Consider the following 23,568-nt stretch of genomic DNA (forward strand, 5'->3'; position numbering starts at 1 on the left):
CTATATTTGTATGGCAAATATAATCTTTTTGTTGAAATAAATCTACAGTTGATGTGTTTGCATTTAGTATGAAAGATAAAATAAGTAAAAACGATTAATTATGAGCACTACGGAAAAAATGAAAAAAGTATTAACGGGAAACACATCTAAGGAAACAGCAGAAACAGCGCTGTTTATTTTTTCAAGCACAGCGAAGCGTCAGCACAAAATTCATACGACAATGGATGCAGAGATCAATCTGATACGGCAAAAGTACCTGCAGGAATTAAGCGATCTGAATACTCAAAAGATACAGGCTTTTGAAACGCTTCAGCGATACGCAGAAAATAATCGTGACGCCTTTGCAGGAAAAAAAAGCATAGCATTAAAAAACGGAATCCTGGGCTTCAGAACCGGTATGCCAAAACTAAAAACACTAAAAGGATATTCCTGGTCATCAGTGGTAAATCTGCTAAAGATACATTTACCAGATTATGTAAGAACAGTAGAGGAACCTGCAAAAAGCAAACTGCTCGCAGACCGTCTTTTACCTGAAGTGGGCCTGAAGTTTAAAGAGCTGGGGATCTGTATTGATCAGGATGAAACCTTCTTTGTAGAATCCCAATCTGCTATATGAAGGTCTTGTACTTTCCGTAAAATTTAATTTCTGCCATTCTTGAATAAGGAACTTAAAATGATAAAAGTAAAACCATACAGCATCGGAGAATTGGCCGGCATCTATGAGGTTTGTGTGAGAACTATGAACCGCTGGTTGAAACCACATCAGGACCGTATTGGCCAAAGACAGGGTCGCTTCTACAACGTAAAACAGGTCTTGATCATTTTTGAACAACTGGGACTCCCCAAAGATTACGATCTGGCTTAAGCAGTTGTAAAAACACTTTACAGAATACCGCCGTTGTGCGGTATTTTTTTTAGAATAAAGGGTCTGCGACGATGCGATACATTTTCATTTCGGCGCCAACTGAATCTTTTCCGAACAAGTACAATATCCGGTAATTGCACATCACTGCTATATCTAACAAAAGCATCCCTAATACTACCAAAACCGGACACTGAGGCATTGTGGCAACTGTATGTTTGTATGGGGGCAATTAAAAACATAAACAATATCAATTTATAAAATTTAGAAAAATGACAAAAGTAATTACTACGCCTGCAGCACTGCAGGACCTGGCGAATACGCCTGAATTTCAAAACCTCAAGTCCCTTGTGGAGTCTGGTTTCCGCTTTTGGTACCCGAATGATGTAATGACATCGGCACCCACGGAACATGCAGGCTTCATACTGTTGCCTTCGCAAAACTGGAATGGAGCGAGCGACCTGGTATTTAATTTTAAAAAAGCAGATAACAGCACGCAGACCATTGTGGTTTTGGGAACCTCCTGGGGTCAATCTGATCCGCACAAGGTTTACTATAACGCCTCAACAGACACCTACACCTACTATGCCGTTGCAAAAATCAAAGGAGATGATTTTGCCTATGAAGATTTTACACCCCAGCAAATCGAAGACCTGAAGATTAAAGGAGACTCCGCCCGCCCATGGGCGTTAACCCTACCGTTGGACAATCAGGTTGGAACGGATGGTGATTGGGGCACTTTTGCAGAGAATGGTAAACTCTGGCTTGTTTACAAAAACAACGGAATCTGGGATGTGGGCAACAAGCAGGAAATGAATGGCGGAGTCAACAGCAGCGATTTCCTGGCGATTCCTTTTTCTGCATCTATGCAGGTAGATGTAGCAACTCAAAATAAGCATACATTAACTACATTGGATGATTGTTCATTGGAGCTGGTGAATGCGGCGCAGGGAAGGATTGGAGTAGTCCTGATAGATAATACAGACCTGTGGCAGATACAGCTCGTGGGTCATGGAACGCTAAAACTCGCGCGCAGCTATACTATTGAGTGGTATAATGTGGGAGGCTACGTAAAATATAAAATAGACGGCGATTGGATAATACCGGGAAAGGACATTTCAGGCGGCGTTATGGATGCTACAAACACTTCCTGGGGGCAGCGGAAAATGTTAAACCTGACCACAGGGGAGTATGACAACGTGTACTACCAGGCTATTTTTCCAAAATTACTGGACATGCCGGTTATTCCTGGAGTGCCTCTGTTTTTTGACATTAATTCACACAATCTGCGGTTCGTGTTCCTGGATAAAAACAAAAACTTGATAGGCTCCCCGGAAAACCATTTGGCATATCAATATGGAAGAATGTGGCCTGTTCCCCCGGCTAACGCAAAATATATGAGATGGAGTTTAAGTGATGAATGGGGGTTTGGGCTTCCTTTTTTGAAATTTACCAATAAAGTATACCTCGGATATCCTCCTAACCGGACATTTGTATTGGACGCCGACACTCCGATTCTGGCAAATGCTTCCTTTACTTCCAAGCTATACTGGGGTATCGATAGCACGCTAAAGGCGTTTGCAAAACCGATCCTCATGAAGGAAATAGCAGAAGGAGGACCATATGATTATGTGACCGCGGAGTTGATACCCGATCTAAAGGCGCCCATGTATTGCACTTTTAAAATTAATAACAACACCGATCAGAACTACACCATTCCGGCCGGCACAAAAATCACTTTTAAAATTACAGGATATGATAGTATTGACTAATGATGAAAATACAGCCATGGGAAACCGTATAAAGAAATCACTTTATGGTGAGACAATCTTCTTTTCCGGCGATTCCACTATGCCTGGTATTAATGATCTTATTGCCGTGATTTCAACGTATACGGGGAAACAGGCAAAAGTACTTCCGCCAGATACAACAGCTGGTTACGGAATCCACATAATCGCACAACCATTGGAAAGCAAGGATGGGCAGCAATTTGATATTGCAGTATCTCCACAAAAGGCAACGCTTTGGTATAATGAATACAGCGGCTACAATTACTCAATACAGAATGCGATCTATTACTTTCTGGAATTACTGGGAATAGAATGGATGAATAGTGGCGCAGATGGACTTGAAATGCCTGACCGGATAATAATTCCAAGTATAGAAAAGAAAACAATTACGTATGCTTTTCCGGATCGGATTGAATTTGGCACGGGCGGAAATCAGGCTGTTATACCAGATGGCAACGGCCTGGCGGCACCCATTGAGTTCTCCTTAGATGGACTTAGCTATGCTGAGAACTGGGAACGTTTCAAACGCAGGGTGGGTTTTGGACACGATTTCGCCACCGCGGGACATGCGGGGGGAAGTTTTTACAATCAAAATGCAGCGATATGTGATGCCCATCCAGAATGGTTTTTGAACGATACCGGCAAACGCGCTGGCAGAATAAAAATAGAAATACCCGAAGCCGTAAATACCTGGGTAAATTGGGCCGCCAGTACGTACAATGCGGCACTTACATTTAATGTGATCGGCAGCGATCCTGAAGATGGCAGAGGAGGATCTGATGATCCGCTTCCTCCCAATGGATTCGACGGCATTATTAACTGGACTCCCTCCGATAAATGGTTTTGGCTTGCAAATAAGGTAGCAGAACAGTTTGACGAAAATAACAGACACATTAAAGTTTCTATACAAGCCTACGGCGATGGTCCTTTAAATGTAGCGCCGCCACAGTTTCCATTACATAAAAACGTACTGGTAAATCTAAATGCCTGGGCTTTTCAAACCCGCTGGCCTGTAAGAAAGGATATGTTTCCCGCCTGGGCTCCTTATATTTCGGACTATGCATCTGCATACGATTATCTTAATATTACTCAATGGTCGCTTGGTCTTCCTCAGATGGAAGGCGCAATTGAATCTATAGTTTCTAAAATAGGCGTTTATCGTAATAATAAGGTAAAGGGCATTACGTTTGAAACAACTGATAGTAATTTATTGGCGCCGGTCTTTTATGTATTGACCAAGTTGCTAAGAGATCCTTCTCAAAACGCAGAACAACTGTTGGTGAATTATTTTGTCCGCTATTTTGGTAGCGCCTGGAAACCAATGAAACGCATGTATGACCGCTGGCTGAAAAAGTACTATGGCCTGGCTGATGTTGGAATGAGCCTTGGAGATATTAATGAAGCGGTATCGCTTGTTGCCAAAAACAGCAAATATTGGAGGCGCATTATGGCTTATGCGGCGTATCAGCATTTTTGTTTGCTGTACCACAAGAATGCCGATAAATCAATGTGTTTCCCCTGGATGTACAAGATCCACCATTTACAAATGATTCAGACCCCCGCATTTATTGGCCAACGGTACTTTGGCTCTGCTCCGGCTGCCAATAGCATTACCCCTGCCACATGGGCGGAGATTGAAGCTCAATTTGAAGCAGACCTGGCCGACAACCCTCAAATGTATGAAATAGTACCTTTTTCATTAAATCCGAGGAGTGCGTCATTTATTCAGCATGTTCACTCCTGGTTCTATCGAACGGGTATCGCTCCTTCGGCATTTATGAATCCAAGCCACTCGATCGTTGAGTTCGACGTGGGATTATATGATGCGAACGGAGTTATAAACTCCCAGGTTCAGGTTATAAGCTCGGACGGGTTGATTATTTTGAATGATGTGGTAACAAGAGAAAATGCTGATTATTTTGAAACAAACGGAAACGGGCATACATTCTATTATAAAAGGTTCCAGATTGTTACACAACCAGGGAAATCCTATACCATAAAAAATCCCTGGTCGGTTAAAATGATTACCAATGAATTGTTGTGGGTATATAATTATCCGAATGATTTCGATAATTATGCATATCCGGGTAAATATATCTGGGTTCCTCAAAATGCTTCTGAGATAATTGTCAAAAACGATCCAACAAATGGGCACTCTTATGGAGTTTGGGATGGAAGTTACATCGCGCAGCCTGAACTCTTAAGTGCTGGAGTTGATGGGTTCTCTATATACAGAATTCCTGTTCCGGTAAGTGAAAGAGGCAAATGTTGGCGACTTTGGTTTGGTCAGGGGATTCACGAAATTCTTAATTTACCAAATATTTGTGCGCTGCAACCTTTCAGCTATCCCGAATAGACCTGCGTTAAAATTTTAGGCCCCGGTTTTTACCGGGGCTTTTTATAAACATGTACTTTTAAATTAAAACCTGTCTTGATGTTTAATAAAATGGGCAGAATAAAACCACTGCTTGTTTTAATTAGCCTGCTTTCAGCGCCCGATCTTTCCAACATTTAAATTCCTTTTTGTCATCAATCGCGCGCAATGCTGCCTATACCGGACACTTGCCCTCTTCTTCGATAGTATGTTTGTATTGTAAAAGATATTCGCCGCATATAGGTAAGCGCAACCAGCCAAGCGGCACATCCGGCGCGTAGCCCCGTAAGGCTACCGCCTTTTTAACTCCGGTATAAAAATTAAAAGGAAGCATATGAACTGGAATTTTGAAAAACCCTTTACAATAGAGGAGATCAGCAAATACCCCAAGGCCGTAATTATTGCACTGCTTATTGGTATGCTGATGATGTTCGGCTCGGTAATAGCCGTGCTCTGGTACAGAGACAACAGTATTGATGCGCACTGCGATGAGCGTATAGAAGAAAAAAACCGGCAGATCATACAAATACACCAGGACCGCATCAAGGCGCTGGAAGCAAGAGATTATTATAAGCAGAAAGCAGAAACGCAGCAGCAAATACAAGACTCTGTAGTAAAAATTAAAACCGAATTATATGTTGAAAAGATTTTTGATAAAAAATATCAGTAAACCGTCGCTTATCATTGCGCTGCTTTGCACCGGTTTGACAATTAGCCTTACTGGAAACATACGGAAATATCAGCAGAAAAAGGCAAGTGATCGTATCATACAACAGCTCCTGGCCAACAATAAAGATTACGAAGCTCTTATTCAAAAAAAATATCGAGACGCCGGCGGTTCGTTGCATACGGTGATAAAAGAAGTAACGGTGCAAAATGAAGCAGGTAAGTTGTTGTCTGTGGGTAATGGCTACCTGGATACCGTAACCCGGGCATTAAAAATTGCAACAGCCCAGATAGATGAACTTACGAAGATCAATGGCCAGGCAACGGCCCGTATAAAGTTGCTGCAAAGCGTAACAGAACCGCCCGATGGCCAGCAAGTATCCCAGTTTGGAACGCTGAAAAGTTATGCAGATCCGCAGTTGCAAATCGCGTATGATCATACTACAGATAGCCTTTTTTTGAATTATAAAATAGACCTGAATGTAATTAAATACCATAAACGGAAAAACATTCTCGCTCCGATGCAATACTATGTTGACATCTATAGTAACAATCCGCGCGTGATGATCAATCACGTGAAACGTTTTTCCACACAGATAGTACCCAGAACCCTGCGTTTTGGTATTGGTCCGCAGATCGGAGCAATGTATAATCCGCAAACCGGAAAATTACAGGCTGCCGCAGGTATTGGCTTGCAATACAACCTGATCCGGTTTTGATAGGCCGATATCCAGATAAACAAATACGTATAATCAATAAATGATAATAATATGAAACGGGAGATAAAGTATATAGTAGTACATTGTACTGCCACACCAACAACTACAACTATTAAAAGTATCGAACGTTACTGGAAGGTGACGCTTGGATGGGCAAATCCCGGTTACCATTATATTATTGAGCGAAACGGTGTGTTGGTGAATCTTTTGCCGGAAGATGAAATCGCAAACGGCGTGAAGGGATATAATAAAAACGCGATTCATATTTCATACATTGGAGGAATAGATGCTGATGGCCGGCCCGTTGATAATCGAACCGATGCGCAAAAGAGAATCATGTGGGAGTGGCTGTTACTGCACCAGGAAAAATATCCGGGGGCAACGATCTTGGGACATAGAGATTTTCCGGGGGTTACCAAATCCTGTCCTTCTTTTGATGTGCGGGAGTGGATGAAGTGTTGGGAAAAGAACAATGGCCAGGATCTTATCGCCAAGGAATAATTTTAGATTGCATGCATGACATTACTGTCAGTCTTATTGCTGCGGGTATTTTTATACAAGATCTTCCGCTTATAGTATGGACTTCGGTTCCTTCTCCCTCGAAAACAGGTTCTTGTCGTTGCGGTAAATGTGGAAGCCCTCTTTGTTCAGACTTACCACTTGGATGGCCTTATCCACCCCGATCCGGGCAAAAACGGATTCCAGGAAGGTTACGGATTTTTCCATTTCAAATTCATACTGGTTAATGGCGGTTTCTTTCCGGATGATCTGTTCGTCGTAATCAACGATCTCCTGGGCCACCAGGTCGGTGAGCGCACGATCGGCTGGCTGCAGCAACTGGTCCCTGTCCGCTCTTAACTGGGCTACAGCCGCCTCCATCTGCTTGATATCCGCCTTTAACTTTTCATAGTTCAAAAACGCGGCAGTGATCCGGGTGGGTTGGGTTTTTGCGGGCATCACAACAATATTTTATTAAAATTAAAAAGGATTTACGGGATCGCCAAACCCGGGATCCGTTACGGGTAGCTGGCATTATAAAGAAGGGTTCCGGCACGGTATACCTGGATTAAATATGCGCAGGCTACCCCTGCCCTGTTGAACAGCGGTATATGTATTGTTTAAAGGGCATTAGCAAGCCGGGCCGCCGTTACCGGGGCCGCTTATTAATCCGCCCCTTAAACCGGCTTACGCCATTCATAAAGGCTTCTACCACAATTCTTCCTGTGGGAAGGTGGGTAAGATCGTAATTGAAAACGGCATTTTTAATGGACCTGTATTCATGCCGTTGCCAAACCACACCATCAACGGTAATGACAACGGTCATATCGCTAAGCTTATTAGACACCACACTGAGTTGTGTTTGATCCGTTACCGACCTTGGATAAAGCGAAAATGCCTGTTTTGCAATATTGGTATCCGGGGCAAAACCGGGTACGGCTTTAAAACTGAGGATTTCGCCATTGCCGCAATCGCTTTCAAATGCATGAATGAGGTTCCCCTTCATATCAAACAGGCGCAGGTACCCGTCGCCATTCCGGGGCTCTGCCCAAAACTCCAGTCCGTCACCGGCGCTGTCGGTAAGCCCCAATGTATATTTACCGGCAGCGAGACGTATCGTGTCGGTATAGAGTGTTTTGGCCTCCAGCTGTGCCGGCGCTTTCTGAAAAAGGGTATCCCGCTTGTTATTAACGAGGAAAACCCGGTTATCCTTTGGCTTATTATTGGTAAGCAGCTGTACAATAAATTCCGAAGGCAGCTTTACCGGGGCGGTAAATGAAGTGCTCCGGGCATTGTCTCCGGTCCAGGCATCTTTTTTCCCGTTGGGATTGGTTAGTACTACGCTAAAAGTATTGACCCCGTCTTTTTCGCTGATCTCGCCGGGCAGCAGGATCTCTTCCGTCTTATTGAACGAAAGAGATCCTTTCCAATGAAAGGTTTTTTTCTCAAAGCCTTCTGTTCCGTATACAATCGTAAGCGAGCGAAGGGGATCTGCGCCAAGGTTCCGGATGGATATACGCGGGTTGAAGCTTGCCGGATTCAGCCGGAAAAACCGCTGTTCATCACTGGGCACCATAATGGCTTCGAGGGCGGCATCGTTTTTTTGATGTGGTGCAGAATACTGGAATAAATAAGCTGAAATATTTTCCACCGCCTGTACATTGCCGGTAGCGGTATAAGGCTCCATCTGCAGGGCGGCCTCATGCCGGCCGGGTTTTACCGGTACGTCGATCACATCCGGTTCCTGGAGGTCGCCGGGACACCAGTAAGCCCGGTCGTAGATCCATGTGCCACCCTGCGGGTACAGGGGATTGCCGCCACAGTCCTTCCACATATTTCGGTGATCGATGATATGGCCGTCCAGCTTCAGATCCCGCCAGCGGCTGCAAAACTCACTGCACCCGCGTGGCCGGTCCATTCCATGCCCCGTATGCTGAATGCGGATGCGATTGATGCTGGCTCCGGGAGCAGTGGTATAGCTCACGGGCAGCAGGTGGTCTTCGATTTTTTCTTTGGCGTCGCCATATTTATACCCTTTGTTCCATAGGGGCACAATGCCCAGGGGTGTCATCACCGGCGGACCGGAGATGATCTCAAAATCGATGGTCAGCGCCCACCCTACCGTATTATTTTCATAGCCGGTATGTGTATACACGATCTCCACACTATCGCGCAGCCAGGGCGAAAAATCGGTAACATCTACCTGCCATTTCCAGCTCCATCCTTTATTATATACACTGCCGTAAGGTGTAAGCATCCTGCCCAGTTCATAATTCAGCTGGGGGCCATCCGTTCCGCCCTTCCGGCGAAGCACAATATGATCCAGGTAATCCCAGTGGGCGGTGAGTAAACTATCGGGGCTGCCCAGGGTAAGGTGCATGGTTACTTTGCGCACCGGAACCTTTTCCGCGGGAAATACACCCCAGGAAGGATAGGCTTTTTCTCCCTTCGACGGATCACAGATGATGGTAGCGCGGTTATGCGTAATAACATGACTTACGGCTGCCTTTTGTGCCGTGGCAACCATGGATGCTGCTGTCAGCAGCAGGAAGAATACCAGTTTCAATTTCATAAGCGGATAGATGATCATTTCAGGATACAGACCGAAGATAAAATAATCCGGTCATTTTTTACAGAGATCGCGGGCCGGCCATCTGCCGGTGTTGAAATGGTGCCCGGCAGTTACGCTATCAAAGCCATCGGCTCCAGCCTTGCTTACCCGGTAGCCGGTTGTTGGAAACGGTTATTTTTAATACATTACAATAAAATTCTTTTATTGAACAATAAACCGCTACTAACAATGATCAGGGAAGCCACCATCAACGATATACCGCAAATCCAGGTTGTGCGCAATGCGGTGAAAGAAAATGCACTTTCTAACCCGAACCTGGTAACGGACCAGGACTGTGCGGATTTTTTAACACAGCGGGGAAAGGGCTGGGTTTATGAAACGAACGGCCGGGTGGTGGGGTTTTCAATCGCAGATCTGAAAGCGCAGCATATATGGGCCCTGTTCCTACATCCGGAATATGAAAAAAAAGGAATTGGAAAACAATTGCATGATGTTATGCTGGACTGGTATTTTATGCAGACGGCGCAAACCGTTTGGCTGGGTACGGCACCCGGAACCAGGGCCGAGGCTTTTTACCGGAAAGCCGGCTGGACAGAAACCGGCACCCACGGAAAAGGTGAAATCCGGTTTGAAATGACTGCTGAAAAATGGAATTCAATAAAAGACAAAGGATCCTTACCGGATGAGGGGGATACCGCCTGAAAGCAAAAAGCGGACTCCTGATCTGTAAACAGGAAACCGCTTCTTTTCCGGAAGAAATTCTTAAATGCGGCACCTATGTGTCGGACCGGGTATATTTTTTTGAGGAAATCACTTCGCCGTTCAGGTCAGAAAGTACTACAAACAGATGCCGCTCATTGCGCAGCGAAAAAGTGTAGGTAAGCGCATCTTTTGTATAAAGCTCCGTTACGCCGTAGATCTCGCAGCCTTTGTATTGCTTCCGGATCCGTTGCCGCACAAATACCGGTAGCCCTTCTTCTTTATAATAGCGGATGGTTTGAATGAGGTTGCCGGTATTGTCGAACCGGGCTTTCATCAGTTTGCCTTCTGCTTTGAATGAGACATCGCTGTATTCCTTGCCGGAGACCCAAACTACATTTTGTACATTGCTGAACAAGGCATTAAAAGATTTCAGCGCCTGCTCTCCCACAATGGGCGTTGCTGCAAAGGCTCCGGAGGCCAGGCAGCAGAGAAGCATAAATAAAGTAAGCCGTTTCATGGTATATGTTTTAATTTTTTTTGACAGGGTGGTTCATCCGTTTACCTGTATAAAAGTAGTACCATCGCAAAAAAAAATCATCCCCCGTTAAACGTGATTTTTATGGCCCGGGCGTATAGGAAATGTTAAAATACCCCCCGGTCAGTTTTATGACAAAAGCCGTTTTTGGGCGCGGAAAATGGCCATTGCCGGATTATTACGAAAGGATGCCAGGGCTGGGATATAAAAAAGGCTGTCTTAAAGACCATTACTGATATCATGCTGCAGCAACTAAACACCATACAGCCTGACGATTCAGCGATCGTTTAAGACAGCTCTTTAAAGCAGCTGGTTTAAAAACTATTCGTTGATCCGTGAATTGTAATCAAACTCCCGGTTGGGAACCACCCAGGTCCATTTATTACTATCCTCAGGTTTAATGGTTACCGCCAGTGCTGCGGGAAAGCTGCCGCCCTGGTCGGTTGCCACCCGTTGAATGGTGGTTCCCCATCGCTTCAGATCAAACCAGTCAAACCCTTCACCCCATAATTCAACGCTCCTGTAAAATTTGATTTCATTGAGCAGGTCCGCCCCGGTTTTCGAAACGGTGTAGCTGGCATCCCTGCCGGATGTTTTATTCAACTCTACCAACAGCGCCTGAATTTCAGCGGCAGGTTTGTTCTGAAAGTATTTGGCTTCTGCTTCTATAAGCAGCATTTCCGAAGACCGGAAATGGTTCAGGTTCCCTACGCCGGGCAGGTCGTTGGCTTTAAACTTGAATTGCATATAGGCGTATATAGTGGAGTTGGACTGCAGATCAGGAAACAGGTTTTTTGCATAAGTGGATAAGGCTGCCGAAGCCTGGCCATTACCCGTATTATACGTATAGCCCGTTGGATCCAGGAAAAGACTTCTCCGGATATCCGATGCCGGTATCTTGGTAAAAAGCAGTTTATTGATACATTTAGGGGTGGTTCTTACTGCCGAGGCATTGGAGTTATAGGCAATATAAGACTGGAAGGAATAATAATATAAGGTTTCATCTGATGCGCCGTAACTGCTCCAGATCCACTCAGAAGTGGGATCTGCAAAGCCCTTGCGGTAGTCGGTATTATTCATCAGTGGATATTCCTCCCGGGCTTTTTTTGCATACTGCTCTGCTGTTGAATAATCCTGCCGGTTCAGGGCAGCGCGGGCATAAACCGCGTAAGCTACGTTCTTATCCGCATCAAAATTATGCTCCCGGGTTTTGCCGGAACTTTGATACATGCCAATTGCATCATCCAGGTCTTTGTATATCTGGGCATAACAGTCTTTAAGGGATGATCTTGGTATTTCCCCGGTACCTTGATCCAGTCTTAATACCACGGCCTTCGTGGCGCCTTCCTGTGAGTCGGACCACCGGTTGCCATAAAGTTGTAACAGCATCATATAACAATAAGCCCGGTAAGTGAGCGCCTGGGCCTTTATAAACTGCCGCTCGGCTTCGGTACCTTGGGCACCGTCGATGCGGGCAATGATCGTATTGGCATTTCCGATAACCTTATAATAGTAATACCAGGGATAGTAATCATAAATGGTAGTGGAGATTTGGGTATAGGTAGCGTTGATGATGGGCGCCCACCCGGGAAGGTTAACATAGAAGTCGGCACCGGGATAGTTCCCGTACCACATCTTTATGGTGCCCTCTCCATTGAACCCCTGCGATTCCAGGTATTGGGTGGTCATCATCTTGGCCAGCCCATTAACCGCCAGTTTGGCATTGGTAGTGGTTTCAAATACTGTTTCCGGACTGGCGGCATCGGTAGGCTTTGTATCTAAATAGGTTTTATTGCATGACGATAAAACGGCAATGGCAATAAGGAGGCCTGATATAAACTTGTTCATAATTTCAAAAATTTATAATCCTAAATTAATACCCAGGGAAAACACTCTCGGTGTCATAAAATAACTGTAGTGGGTACCGTTAAAAGACTGCTGCGGGTTCAGGCCCTGCAGCCGGGTAAACGTTGCCAGGTTTTCGATCGTGAAATTCACGAAACAGGAGCGTATGGATGCTTTTTCAAGAATCTCAGCAGGGACGCGGTACCCGAGGTTAATATTCTTTATCACTCCATAAGTGGCATCTTGTAAAAAACGAGAGGAAGTGGCATTGGATTGTGCGCTTTTGGAATAGTCGATCACCGGAACACCTTTCGGATCCAGCCGGTTGGAGGCCTCTGCGGTCATTCCTGCAGGCGCACCATTCCAGGCGTTTAAAAGATCGGTGTGTAAATTGCCGGGTGTACCAGACATGGTCATCAGATCCTGGTATGCATAGTCCATGATCTTACCGCCCAGGCTATAGGTGAACATGCCCGAGAGGGTGAGGTTCTTCCAGTCTATCTTCAGCGTAACACCTCCAAATGCTTTCGGTATGGAACTTCCGCTCCAGTTCCTTTTGGCATAGGTGATATTGTTTACATAGTTCTTACCATTAATGGTTACCAGGTTGGCCGCAGGTATGGCGGTTCCGGGCTGGCTGCTAACGCCCCCGTTGTATACCACATCATCCGCAATATAAAGCGCGTTTCCGTTCATCTGATCAACGCCCGCGTATTGATACATCCAGAAGTCGTAGATACTATGGCCTTCGAACAACTTTTTTGTACCGCTGATGATACCATCCTTCCGGTTTTGCTCAGGCAGCCGCAGGATCTTATTCTTCATAAAGGTAGCATTGGCGCCCAGGTTCAGGCGGAGGTCTTTGTGGTCGATGATATAATAGTCGGCACTGAATTCCCATCCCCTGTTAGACAGGGTTCCCAGGTTTTTTAATACGGTGGCTTCTGCGAGGTCTCCGTTCGTAGCGCCGGCGGAAAGTGGCAGATTCAAGGGAAAGATCAGATCAATGGAACGTTTGTCAAAATATTCCGCAATGAAATTCAGCCGTTTAAAAAGCTGGCCTTCCAGGGCCGCGCCCCAGGTTCCTACTTTCTCCCAAACCAGGTCTGTAGCGCCGATCTGCGACAGGTACACGGCCGCTATATTGGCATTCTGATCGATGGTGTATAAGGACTGCCAGGCATAACGGGTGGCGCTGGCATCGTTACCTACTTCTCCATAACCGGCTCTCAGCTTCAGGTTACTGATAGCCTTTACGGGCTGCAGGAAGGATTCTCCCGTAAGCACCCAGGCGCCGGAGATGCCCATAAAATTGCCCCACCGGTGATCGGGATTAAAACGCGATGAACCATCTCTTCTGAACGATCCTTCCAAAAAGTATTTCTGATCATAATTATACCGCACGCGGCTTAAATAACTTTCACTGCGTATGACGTTATCAAATTCGCCAAAGGAGATCATATTGGTAAAATTGTCCAGGTTATCCAAACCGGTGAAGGTTTGTGTGCCTTTCATACCGGAAAGGTTGCTGTAAAAGTTATTATAGTTTTCATGACCGGCCAATACATCCACATTGTGTTTGCCAAAGTACCGTGTCCAGTTCAGTTGTTGCTGAAAGGTATAGATCATATACCGGTACAGATCCCGGCCGGCGCGCCCCTGGTTGCCATATCCATCCCCGATGATGGGGTTATCATACCGCCTGAGTTTGGTGTTTTTGGTATACAGATCCCCGGTAATGGTAAACGAAAAGTCTTTAAGGAATTTGATGTTTGCAAACGCCTGTCCCTGCAGGGAGCTGATATCGGTCCTTCTGCTATTGAGCTCATTTTCCCAGATCGCATGACGGCCCACATTCTGCACGCGGTTGTATTGGGTACCATCGTCATACTGTTTATCGCCATTGGCGTCGAGGATGTATTCACCGGTGGTCATATCATGCAGGTGCACGGGAAATACGGGAGCAATAGTGCGGGCAAACTCGATGGGATTTACAAATGATCCATCCTCATCGGTGTAATTGTTGTTGATCTGGCTGGTACCATTAATGACCATACCGGCCTTAAACCATTTTACCGGGGTTATATCCGCATTGATCCTGCCCGAAAAACGCTGGAAGCGGGAGCGTTTAAAGAATCCTTTTTCATCAAGATAGCCTGTTGAAAAGAATAAGCTGCTTTTATCGGTGCGTATCCCGCCATTTACCGTATAATCCTGCCGGTGCCCGGTTTGGAGAATGGGCGAAAACCAGTCCAGGTCGCCCTTGTAGCCGTCCCTTACCGTAGCCCCGCTTACAAGCTTGCCGTTCTGATCAAAAAGCTGGTCGTCTGGTTTATTGTAAAGATTGTAGTGGATATTGTCTGCAATCACCGACTGTGTAGCCTTGGCGTTGGCTTTTTCCATCGTATTGTACACACTGCTTGTTGATAAAAGATTGTTGCGGTATCCCAGCCACATCGCTTCCATATATTGATCGGGGCTCATAGTTTTATACTCCCGGATGCCACGTGTATACAGCCCCTGATTTACCACAGCATTAAAAACGGGTTTATTGGAGCCTGCCTTTTTTGTGGTGATCAGCACTACCCCGTTCGATGCTTTATTCCCGTAAAGCGCGGCTGCAGCGGCATCCTTTAATACGGACACACTTTCGATATCATTAGCGTTCAGATCCGAAATGCTGCCGCCGAAAATGACCCCGTCCACCACATACAGCGGATTGTTGTTCCCGTTAACCGAGGAGAAGCCTCGTATGCGCAGCAGGGGGTCTTCACCCGGCTGTCCGTAAGTATTATTCACCATCACGCCGGCAGCAGCACCTTCCAGAACGCCGGTAACGCTGGTAAGGGCGCGCTTCTCAATATCCTGTGCATTGATGGAAGCCACAGCACCGGTGATCGATTTACGGGTTTGCTTACCATAGGCCGTAACAATCACCATTTCCATGGCTTCTTTGGCCTGCGACAATACCACGCTCACATACGATTCATTGCCGGGCACGGTAACCTGCCTGGTGGTCATACCAATGGACGATACCTCAAGTGTGCGCTTACCCTGGGGAAGCGTAATGGAAAAGCTGCCGTCGGTTTTGGTAGAAACGCCCGTATTTGTTCCTACGATTACAACGGTTGCGGCAATAACAGGAGCTCCGTTTTCTCCTGTAACAACGCCTGTAACTACCCGTTCCTGTGCCATAGCTGCACTGTACAGGCTCATTACAAACAAAAAAAGTAATAGGATCCTTCTCATGTACTTCTTTTTAGTTAAACAATAATTTTTACAATAAGGGAGCAGGCGTTTATGCCTGGCATGCTGACAGCAGCAACGTGCATTGTTATAAAAGCAATGGTTTTTAATTAAGGCAGGCGGGTAGAGCGAATGTCTTTCTTTTCTCCGTAGCTAATATTATACAGATACATCATCATTTTATTACTACTTACAGCAGCAACACAAAGGAAAATATTTGTTAAATTTTGAACGTCACCCCAAAAGGGGGATTGCCTTGTAACATAGATCCAGAGCGGGTTTCAAAACATATGTCAAAAAAAATCCCCCTAAACGGGGGACGAAAAAGAATGTACGAACCGGCTGTCCGCCATCAGTTGGGGTTAGATATACCGGTCTTTACGGGCCACCTTAATGGCTTCATCGCGGGAGTTCACATCCAGCTTGTGGTAAATGTTTTTAATGTGCGACTTTACGGTTTCAAGGTCGATAAATAACTGCGCTGCAATTTTCGACCGGCTCTTTCCATCCGCAATACATTCCAGGATCTCGGTTTCTCTTTTTGTTAACGGGGTGTTCAGGTTTTTTTGAAAGTGCCGCATTACCTGCATCGCAATGCCGGCGCTCATGGCACCACCTCCCTTTACCACCTCCCGGATATGGTCTTTTATTTTGCTGAACGGTGTGTTTTTGGTAAGATAACCCGATGCTCCGTTCTTTAATGCTGTGAAAATGAGGTCTTCGGTTTCATGAACAGTAAGCATGATAATCTGTACATGGGGAAGGATTTTTTTTATTGCCGGAAGGGCATCCACGCCTTTGATCCCCGGCAGCTGGATATCCAGAAGGATCACATCCGGCTGGTCTTCCTCCAGGTGCTTCAGCGCCTCCTCCGCAGCAGCATATGCGCCCGATGTAAAAAATCCTTCATCCGATTGCAAAAGGCTGATATATCCTCTCCGGATGACCTCATCATCTTCAATAATACAAACGTTAATGATTGCAGCTGTGTCAGACGTAAATGGTTTGTCGGCGTACATAAATTTTCTTTTATTGTTCCTTTATTTTTTTAGACTAAAAATCAAACTGCAGGAGGTTCCCTCGTTCGGAGCGGAATGGAGCTGCAAAAGCCCCCCGATTTTCTCGGCTCTCCGCTGGATATTGTTCAGGCCGTTTCCTCTGATATGCGCCTTGTTAAACCCGATACCATTATCTGTAAAGCAGATGCCGATCGCATCCGGCCCTTCTTTCCGGCAGGCGATCATCACCCGCGTGGCACCTGCATGCCGCATACTGTTGCTCAGCAGTTCTTTAAATATCATAATGATATGGCGGTTATAGCCCGGGGGTATTTTGATGGCGGCGTCTGTATCCGGAAGTCCTGTAAAAACAAACTGAACCGCTGTGTCGCTGAAAAGCTCCACACCCGTTTGCCGGATTGTCAGGAGCACCTCGTTCAGGTCATCGCTTTCTTTGGATAAGGACCAGATGATTTCCTTGGTACCGGCGTAAAGACCGAGGGCATTGGTTTTTATCTGCCGGATGATTTTGTTTTTTTCTTCATCTGCCGGATCCGTTTTATGCTGCAGTACATCCGCAAGTATGGAGATCCGGGTTAATTTATTCCCCAGTTCATCATGAAAATCAGCAGCCGTTTGTTCGCGTATCTTTTGTTGTTCCTGCTCCTGGATTTTCCGGATCTCTTTACGCCGCCTGCGTTTTTGATTGGTATGAATCAGCTGTGTTACCCAGCCGATGCCGATCAGGGCCAGCACCAGCAATCCTTTGAACCAGGTGGTTTTGTAGTAAGGGGTAATGATCGTAAACGGATATTCGGCGATATTGGCGGCAGCAATGCCGTCGTTGGTTACCGCCTTTACTTTAAAAACATACCGGCCGGGAGGCAGCCCCATATAATTTAAGGTGGTTTCGTGCTGAAGCCGGGAGAACGCCGTATCGTAGCCTTCCAGTTTATATGTATACAGGAGTGACGCCGGATCGCGCAGGTAGATGCCCTTAAAACTAAAAGCAATGCTGTTATTGGCAAATGCTATTTTTGGATACGGGGGCAAATGCTCCCATGCGGAAAGCTCCTGCCCCGTTGTTGTTTCCGCTCCGGGATAATCAACCGATTCTATTACGGTGGCGGGTGTTCCAACCGTTCTTTTGCGGTCGGCGGCAGCATCATAAATAAATGCCCCTTTCGTGGTGCCGATCCATATGGAATGATCATCACCTTCAATCATGGCATTCAGATTGGTTTCCGAAGATTCATATCCGTCTGCTATATTAAACTGCCGGATGCTGATATGATCGGTAGCGCTATCCAGGTGTACCTGCTGTATTCCCGAACTGGTGCCCACCCACAGGTTGCCGCTGAAATCTTTCATTATGGCAAAAACATTATTGTCTGCAAGTCCGTTTTCCCTGTTATACGTTCGCACCCGGTTACGGGCGCGGTCCCAGAAGAAAAGACCTTCATCAAAACTGCCGATAACAATATACTTACCTATCTTTTCAAAACAGGAAATATTTACATCTTCCAGTCCTGGAATGTGCACCGGTTTTGCAGCGCTTTTGTAAGCATAGGTAAAGCATCCTTTACTGCCTCCTGCCAGTATTTCATTACCGTTTAGTGCAATGGAATTCACCACTCCACTGATTCCATCGATCTTCTGTGCCCGGTTTCCTTCAATCCAGTAACTGCCCATAGTGGTATGCACACAAACAAGGCCATCGTAAGACTTGATCGTATAAATGCCTGGCCGGTGTTCCTTTTCAAGCGGAATTTCAGACAGCTGGCCATCATGGATCTTTAACAGGCGGTTCTCCATCGTGCCTACATAGATATTTCCCTGAGGATCCGAGCCCATACAGTTTACACCGTTGATCGCTTTTTTTAATGGTGCGCTTGCCTGGAACGTTTTTTTTGCGGCATTGTATTTCAGCAGCGTTCCCTCCCGTGTACCGGCGAACAGCTCCCCGTTTTTATCTTTTGCAAACCCCATCACCACATTGCCTATAAGCCCGTTGTTTTTATCGTATCGTATAAATGGACCACCGGAATATTTGAACAGGCCATCCCCATCGGTACCAATCCAGAAATTATGATCGGTATCTTTAAAAACAATATTGACCATGTTATCCGAAAGACCGGTTTGGGCATTCAGCTCCTGCTTCAGCAACAAGGTGCCGCTGTCAATCAACAGTGCTCCATGTGCCGTTGCAACCCAAAGATTGTGATCGTCATCGATGTTGATCGATCTGAAAGTGCCCTCATATCGTTTGCGTTGAATGACGGTGCCTCCCTGTATCTTTAAAATTGTTCCCTTATTGGTAATCGCATAATAAATGCCGTTGCTTTCGGTCATTGATCGTACAAACTCCCGGGGCATTAACCCCGTGATCGCGATCGTTTTTGTCCAGATGCCGTTCAACAGTTCATAAAATCCCTGCTGGTAAATATATACCCAAAGCCTTTTTTGCTGATCCCGGTAAGAGCAGGTTGCACTCCTGCCCTCCGAGGGAAGCGGTACCTTTGCAATGGAGGTTCCTTTTACAACAAATAACCCGTTCCAGAAATCATATGCGTAAATGTTTCCATTGGCATCTTCTGTGATGACACTGAAATCAAAACTCATTTTTTGCGCCGGCATTTTGAGGTTCTCGAACCGGTAGCCATTGTACCGGGATAGGCCCTTGGCAGTACTGATCCATACAACTCCGTTGGAAGCACCATACAGGGCCATGATCACATTGGACTGGAGCCCGTCTTTCTTGGAAAAGGTTTTAAAACGAATCCCGTCAAAGCGGTTCAGGCCGGCAATGGTGCCCACCCATAAATAGTTGCGTACATCCTGTGTGATACTGGTAACCTGCGACTGGCTTAACCCTTTGTCCACATTAAAATTTTCAATAGGAAGGCGCTGCGCTTGTATTGTTTGACTAACAAGGCAAAAGGAGAGAATGAAACAGATGCGCTGCAGCAATTTTATCATTTGAACCCATTCCCTATAAATATAAATCACGAAATCCTGACTTAAGTGTTAATTTTTACATATATTTATACAACAAAAAGGGCAGGTAGTGAAAACCACCTGCGTTGCAGATAACAAAAATCTACATGAGAAAATTCTTCGTTTATATCTTTTATGCGAACAATGCGCCTTGTTAATTACTTGTTGAGCATTGCCGCAGTCGAATCATATTCACGCTCAAATGTAAACCCGTTTAAAGAAAAATGAATCCCCCGTAAAGGGGGATTATTTGTAATATACTCCGGACCCGGTAGATAACGGGATACCCGCCATACGGTTATTTACTTTACAGACGGAATTAAAATGCGGCACTTAAACAAAAGCAGGGCTCCCAGGCGTTGCTATAAGCGTCCTGCTTTTATGTTAGAAAAGAGATACAGGTTGCTTGCTTGAACGGTGTAGTAATAATAATGCGCCCGGAAAATATTATACGACCGGATTTTTATGCTTACGCATACTTTTCTTAATGGTTTCCCGGTGCATCCTGCCCCAGGAGGAAAGTGCATCCAACACTTCTCCCAGTGTTCCGGAATATTCGGTTAACTCATAGCTGACCACTACGGGCGTACCGGTAAATACCCGGCGATGCACAAATCCGTTCAATTCAAGATCTTTCAATTCGGCTGCAAGCGCTTTGGCAGAAATGCCTTCAATAGACCGCTGCAGCTCATTAAAACGTTTGCTGCCGGTTTTTAAAGCTACAATGATCCGTAGTTTCCATTTTCCGCCAATGGCATATAACGCATCTCCAACAGCCATTAAATTGGCACTGCATGCTTCGGGCGAAAGAAGTTCCGTACAGTTATTTATTTTAGCCATGATCCGATTGTTTTAGAAGCACAAAGATACCCACTTACATCTTGTATAGTGCTTACCTTTTGTTAAGTGCTTACTTTTTGAAAGCAGACCGAAATACCTTTGTGTTCTTAAACAAAAAATAAGTTATGGCACAAACAAAATGGGTATCGGATCTTACACATAGTGAACTGGGTTTTAAGATCCGGCATTTAATGATCAGCAATGTAACCGGTTCTTTCCGGGATTTTCAGGTAGCGGTAGAGGTACCCGGAGACGATTTTAGTGAGGCTCAGATAAAACTTACGGCCCGCATGGATTCCGTATCCACCAATAACGAGCAACGGGATGCCCACCTGCGCAATTCCGATTTTTTTGAAGTGGAAAAGTATCCCGAACTGGAATTTGTATCAACCGGTATTACACGCGAAACGGCCGATACCTTCGATTTGAGGGGCAACCTGACCTTAAAGGGCATTACCCACCCGGTGCAGCTGAAAGTAGAACATAACGGCACAACCAAAGATCCCTGGGGCAATGAGCGGGCTGGCTTTTTTGTAACCGGTAAAATTGAACGCAGCCTGTGGGGGATCAATTTCAACTCTGTGCTGGAAACCGGCGGTATTGCGCTGGGTGAGGAAGTGAAGCTCCAGAGTGAACTGGAACTGGTAAAACAGGCGGCAGCTGTTCCCGCATAAAGCAGCCGTTATGAAAGCCGAAAGAACGATTATAAGAGTTGAAACCCCGGAGGCCCGCCCGGGGTTTCTGGGTACCGGTCATATGGCCCGTCAGCTGGTAGGCGCCGATTTTACGGCCTCCGATCCGTTTATTATCCTGATGGATGATGTACTGGATAAAACAGATTTTCAACCTGCGGGTGGTGCGCATCCGCATGCGGGTTTTGAAACCGTGTCCTTGCTCCTGGAAGGGGAGATCGGTGATGAGGCCCATAAAATGCAGCGCGGCGATTTTCAACTGATGACGGCCGGCAGTGGTGTGGTGCATACCGAAACCATCGACCGGCCCATGCGGTTGAGGTTGTTGCAGCTATGGCTGAATCTTCCCAGCAAAAACAGGAATGCCACGCCCCGGGTACAGGACCTGCCCCTGGAGCATGTGCCGGTACTGAATAAGGATGGCGTACAGATCCGGTTATACAGTGGCTCGCTGAATGGATTGACCGCACCGGTGCTCCATTATGTACCGCTGATCGTTGCCGATATTACGCTGGAAGCGGGTACAACGGCCCTGCTGGATCTTCCTGCAACATACAACGCATTTGTATATATACTGAAGGGAAGTGTTAGCGCCGGGGCAGATGCACAGGTATTACATACGGAACAGGTAGGATGGCTGGATCTGCAACACACGGCGGGGGCAAGTATATTAAAGGTTACTGCACAGGAAGGGGATGCCCGGTTGGTGCTTTATGCCGGTGCACCACAGCATGAAAAGATCGTGGCGCATGGCCCCTTTATTGCCGACAGTGCGGATGCGATCCCTGACCTGTACCACCGGTACCGCTCCGGCCGGATGCCGCACATTGCAACCGTTCCGGCGGCGCAACGGATCCTGCTGTAACAGGCCCGGCGGCCAGCCCGTGTTGCCACATGTTCGGAACGATCATACAGGAAATGACCGCTGGGGCAGCCCCGGAAAACCATCCTGTGCATCAGCACTGGCCGGAGCTGCAGCAGACGGTGCAATGATGCTATACCTGGGTTTTTACTATATCTTTTAAACCACTGGAAGGTTTCCCTGCCGGATCCTTTTTTGTATCCTGTTTTCCGCTTTTCGGTTGACCCTCCCCGGATGATGCCTGTTGGGCCATATGTGAGGATTCAAACAACGGATTGTGCCCCGAAGTGCCGCCCTGTTCAAATAAGGGATTACGGGTCGTGTCGGCCGGCGCGGTCCGCTGTTGCTGCTTGGGTACTGTTACATCATAGAAATCCGCGACGGCATTCCGGAACCGGTAAGGCTCCGGGTGCTATTATCCTGTGCAAACCCGGTATGGATCCATACCAGGATCATATAAAGTGTAAGCGCTGTTTTCATTGTCTTAATATTTAATGTTACCGGTATATCAGGCCGGGGTATTATTTGTTACCCGGCAAGAACCATTTGCCGGCCGCAAAAAAATTAGCAAATAATTGCTAAATATATTAGTAAATGATTGTACCTTAGCATTGGCTGCTGGCGGCCCGTTTATATGACAAAGGCGCTGTTTCATACCACCCTTTTCAGGCAACTGCAGCAGGAGCTGCTGTTACTGCAGGGCCTGCGGGCTCCGCTGGATCCGGAGCTGCAGGATCCGGGGCTGGGTATTATTAACGAGTCGTTTCCGCACCGGGCATTTCCGGTAGGCGCCGTACATGAATGGATCAGCAGCAGTGCAGAAGATGCTGCAGCTACCACCGGTTTTATAGCGGGCATACTGGGTACACTTATGCGCAAAGGCTCCTGTCTTTGGGTAAGCAGGCACCGGAATCTTTTCCCGCCCGCCCTGAGTATTTTTGGAATTACACCGGACCAGGTCCTTTTTGTGGAGGCTCCGGATCCTAAGCAGGCCCTCTGGGCTATTGAAGAAGGACTTAAATGCGAAACCCTTGCTGCTGTAGTAGGCGAAGTGCCGGAGCTTGGCTTTACCGCGTCCCGCCGGTTGCAGCTGGCCGTCGAAAAAAGTCGTGTAACCGGTTTTATTCATCACCGTACAAATCGTGTAGCTGAAAACGGGGCCTGTGTTTCCCGCTGGCGGATTAAGCCCATTACCAGTACGCTGCCCGGGGGGATGCCGGGCGTGGGTTTTCCAAGCTGGAATGTAGAATTGTGTAAGATCCGCAATGGCCGCCCGGGAACCTGGAAGGTGCAATGGACCCCGCAGGGCTTTTTCGTGCTTCCGGAAAAAATTACGGAGCAGGCATTGATTATAAAAAAAGCAGGATAGC

At 46.5% G+C, this 23,568-nt stretch carries 18 protein-coding genes; 10 read left to right on the top strand and 8 right to left on the bottom strand.

Going from position 1 to position 23,568, the window contains the following annotated elements; all coding sequences use genetic code 11:
- Nucleotides 1-100: 100 nt before the first annotated feature.
- The 6 genes from LQ567_RS16970 to LQ567_RS16995 all read left to right on the top strand — a co-directional run bounded on the left by LQ567_RS16970 (nucleotide 101) and on the right by LQ567_RS16995 (nucleotide 6,912).
- Nucleotides 101-616: a host-nuclease inhibitor Gam family protein gene (locus LQ567_RS16970; protein WP_231006429.1), complete on the top strand. Its 516-nt coding sequence runs from the start codon at nucleotides 101-103 to the stop codon at nucleotides 614-616.
- A 518-nt stretch (nucleotides 617-1,134) separates the two neighbouring features.
- A complete protein-coding gene (locus LQ567_RS16975) occupies nucleotides 1,135-2,634 on the top strand; it encodes a hypothetical protein (RefSeq protein WP_231006431.1) in 1,500 nt (499 codons plus the stop codon).
- Nucleotides 2,618-5,008, top strand: coding sequence for a DUF4838 domain-containing protein (locus tag LQ567_RS16980; protein ID WP_231006432.1), 2,391 nt, complete (start codon nucleotides 2,618-2,620; stop codon nucleotides 5,006-5,008). Before LQ567_RS16975 ends, LQ567_RS16980 begins: the two co-directional genes overlap by 17 nt.
- 352 nt (nucleotides 5,009-5,360) lie before the next feature.
- Nucleotides 5,361-5,696, top strand: a complete 336-nt coding sequence (locus LQ567_RS16985) for a hypothetical protein (RefSeq protein WP_231006440.1) — start codon at nucleotides 5,361-5,363, stop codon at nucleotides 5,694-5,696.
- Nucleotides 5,662-6,411, top strand: a complete 750-nt coding sequence (locus tag LQ567_RS16990) for a hypothetical protein (RefSeq protein ID WP_231006442.1) — start codon at nucleotides 5,662-5,664, stop codon at nucleotides 6,409-6,411. Before LQ567_RS16985 ends, LQ567_RS16990 begins: the two co-directional genes overlap by 35 nt.
- Nucleotides 6,412-6,462: 51 nt before the next feature.
- On the top strand, nucleotides 6,463-6,912 hold the full coding sequence (locus tag LQ567_RS16995; RefSeq protein WP_231006553.1) for an N-acetylmuramoyl-L-alanine amidase: 450 nt from the start codon (nucleotides 6,463-6,465) through the stop codon (nucleotides 6,910-6,912).
- Between the two features lie 69 nt (nucleotides 6,913-6,981).
- Here LQ567_RS16995 and LQ567_RS17000 read toward each other — a convergent pair whose 3' ends face one another.
- Together LQ567_RS17000 and LQ567_RS17005 are read right to left on the bottom strand one after the other, a co-directional pair.
- A complete protein-coding gene (locus LQ567_RS17000; RefSeq protein ID WP_231006570.1) occupies nucleotides 6,982-7,368 on the bottom strand; it encodes a hypothetical protein in 387 nt (128 codons plus the stop codon).
- 190 nt (nucleotides 7,369-7,558) lie between these two features.
- Complete coding sequence (locus LQ567_RS17005; protein ID WP_231006588.1) at nucleotides 7,559-9,481, bottom strand: peptide-N-glycosidase F-related protein; 1,923 nt, start codon at nucleotides 9,479-9,481, stop codon at nucleotides 7,559-7,561.
- A gap of 204 nt (nucleotides 9,482-9,685) precedes the next feature.
- Between LQ567_RS17005 and LQ567_RS17010 the strand changes: the two genes are divergently transcribed.
- Nucleotides 9,686-10,183 carry a GNAT family N-acetyltransferase gene (locus LQ567_RS17010; RefSeq protein WP_231006597.1) on the top strand — a complete coding sequence of 166 codons (498 nt, stop codon included), beginning with the start codon at nucleotides 9,686-9,688 and terminating at the stop codon, nucleotides 10,181-10,183.
- Between the two features lie 73 nt (nucleotides 10,184-10,256).
- Here LQ567_RS17010 and LQ567_RS17015 read toward each other — a convergent pair whose 3' ends face one another.
- From LQ567_RS17015 to LQ567_RS17040, 6 genes are all read right to left on the bottom strand, one after another.
- The gene (locus LQ567_RS17015) at nucleotides 10,257-10,700 is read right to left on the bottom strand and encodes a hypothetical protein (RefSeq protein WP_231006599.1); all 444 of its coding nucleotides are present in this window, start codon (nucleotides 10,698-10,700) and stop codon (nucleotides 10,257-10,259) included.
- Nucleotides 10,701-11,039: 339 nt separating this feature from the next.
- Nucleotides 11,040-12,566, bottom strand: a complete 1,527-nt coding sequence (locus tag LQ567_RS17020; RefSeq protein ID WP_231006607.1) for a RagB/SusD family nutrient uptake outer membrane protein — start codon at nucleotides 12,564-12,566, stop codon at nucleotides 11,040-11,042.
- Nucleotides 12,567-12,578: 12 nt separating this feature from the next.
- A complete protein-coding gene (locus LQ567_RS17025) occupies nucleotides 12,579-15,812 on the bottom strand; it encodes a SusC/RagA family TonB-linked outer membrane protein (protein WP_231006608.1) in 3,234 nt (1,077 codons plus the stop codon).
- Between the two features lie 359 nt (nucleotides 15,813-16,171).
- Nucleotides 16,172-16,828: a response regulator gene (locus tag LQ567_RS17030; protein ID WP_231006609.1), complete on the bottom strand. Its 657-nt coding sequence runs from the start codon at nucleotides 16,826-16,828 to the stop codon at nucleotides 16,172-16,174.
- A 21-nt stretch (nucleotides 16,829-16,849) separates the two neighbouring features.
- Nucleotides 16,850-19,690, bottom strand: a complete 2,841-nt coding sequence (locus LQ567_RS17035) for a ligand-binding sensor domain-containing protein (RefSeq protein ID WP_231006610.1) — start codon at nucleotides 19,688-19,690, stop codon at nucleotides 16,850-16,852.
- Nucleotides 19,691-20,251: 561 nt separating this feature from the next.
- A complete protein-coding gene (locus LQ567_RS17040; RefSeq protein WP_231006611.1) occupies nucleotides 20,252-20,644 on the bottom strand; it encodes a winged helix-turn-helix transcriptional regulator in 393 nt (130 codons plus the stop codon).
- Between the two features lie 125 nt (nucleotides 20,645-20,769).
- On the opposite strand from LQ567_RS17040, the gene LQ567_RS17045 reads away from it, so the two are divergent.
- The 3 genes from LQ567_RS17045 (at nucleotide 20,770) to LQ567_RS17055 (ending at nucleotide 23,567) form a co-directional block, all read left to right on the top strand.
- On the top strand, nucleotides 20,770-21,318 hold the full coding sequence (locus LQ567_RS17045) for a YceI family protein (RefSeq protein WP_231006612.1): 549 nt from the start codon (nucleotides 20,770-20,772) through the stop codon (nucleotides 21,316-21,318).
- 10 nt (nucleotides 21,319-21,328) lie between these two features.
- Nucleotides 21,329-22,201: a pirin family protein gene (locus LQ567_RS17050; RefSeq protein WP_231006613.1), complete on the top strand. Its 873-nt coding sequence runs from the start codon at nucleotides 21,329-21,331 to the stop codon at nucleotides 22,199-22,201.
- Nucleotides 22,202-22,832: 631 nt separating this feature from the next.
- Complete coding sequence (locus LQ567_RS17055; protein WP_231006614.1) at nucleotides 22,833-23,567, top strand: ImuA family protein; 735 nt, start codon at nucleotides 22,833-22,835, stop codon at nucleotides 23,565-23,567.
- The last annotated feature ends 1 nt before the right edge of the window (nucleotide 23,568 follow it).

Source organism: Niabella pedocola, assembly GCF_021044425.1.
Classification (GTDB): Bacteria; Bacteroidota; Bacteroidia; order Chitinophagales; family Chitinophagaceae; genus Niabella; species Niabella pedocola.

Excerpts from the sequence above, each read along its gene's own strand:
- LQ567_RS16990 (WP_231006442.1), top strand. The coding sequence starts at position 5,662 with ATGTTGAAAAGATTTTTGATAAAAAATATCAGTAAACCGTCGCTTATC.
- LQ567_RS17025 (WP_231006608.1), bottom strand. The coding sequence starts at position 15,812 with ATGAGAAGGATCCTATTACTTTTTTTGTTTGTAATGAGCCTGTACAGT.
- LQ567_RS17015 (WP_231006599.1), bottom strand. The coding sequence starts at position 10,700 with ATGAAACGGCTTACTTTATTTATGCTTCTCTGCTGCCTGGCCTCCGGA.
- LQ567_RS17040 (WP_231006611.1), bottom strand. The coding sequence starts at position 20,644 with ATGGCTAAAATAAATAACTGTACGGAACTTCTTTCGCCCGAAGCATGC.
- LQ567_RS17055 (WP_231006614.1), top strand. The coding sequence starts at position 22,833 with ATGACAAAGGCGCTGTTTCATACCACCCTTTTCAGGCAACTGCAGCAG.
- LQ567_RS17000 (WP_231006570.1), bottom strand. The coding sequence starts at position 7,368 with ATGCCCGCAAAAACCCAACCCACCCGGATCACTGCCGCGTTTTTGAAC.
- LQ567_RS16980 (WP_231006432.1), top strand. The coding sequence starts at position 2,618 with ATGATAGTATTGACTAATGATGAAAATACAGCCATGGGAAACCGTATA.
- LQ567_RS17045 (WP_231006612.1), top strand. The coding sequence starts at position 20,770 with ATGGCACAAACAAAATGGGTATCGGATCTTACACATAGTGAACTGGGT.
- LQ567_RS16985 (WP_231006440.1), top strand. The coding sequence starts at position 5,361 with ATGAACTGGAATTTTGAAAAACCCTTTACAATAGAGGAGATCAGCAAA.
- LQ567_RS17005 (WP_231006588.1), bottom strand. The coding sequence starts at position 9,481 with ATGAAATTGAAACTGGTATTCTTCCTGCTGCTGACAGCAGCATCCATG.
- LQ567_RS17030 (WP_231006609.1), bottom strand. The coding sequence starts at position 16,828 with ATGTACGCCGACAAACCATTTACGTCTGACACAGCTGCAATCATTAAC.
- LQ567_RS17050 (WP_231006613.1), top strand. The coding sequence starts at position 21,329 with ATGAAAGCCGAAAGAACGATTATAAGAGTTGAAACCCCGGAGGCCCGC.
- LQ567_RS17020 (WP_231006607.1), bottom strand. The coding sequence starts at position 12,566 with ATGAACAAGTTTATATCAGGCCTCCTTATTGCCATTGCCGTTTTATCG.
- LQ567_RS16970 (WP_231006429.1), top strand. The coding sequence starts at position 101 with ATGAGCACTACGGAAAAAATGAAAAAAGTATTAACGGGAAACACATCT.
- LQ567_RS16975 (WP_231006431.1), top strand. The coding sequence starts at position 1,135 with ATGACAAAAGTAATTACTACGCCTGCAGCACTGCAGGACCTGGCGAAT.
- LQ567_RS16995 (WP_231006553.1), top strand. The coding sequence starts at position 6,463 with ATGAAACGGGAGATAAAGTATATAGTAGTACATTGTACTGCCACACCA.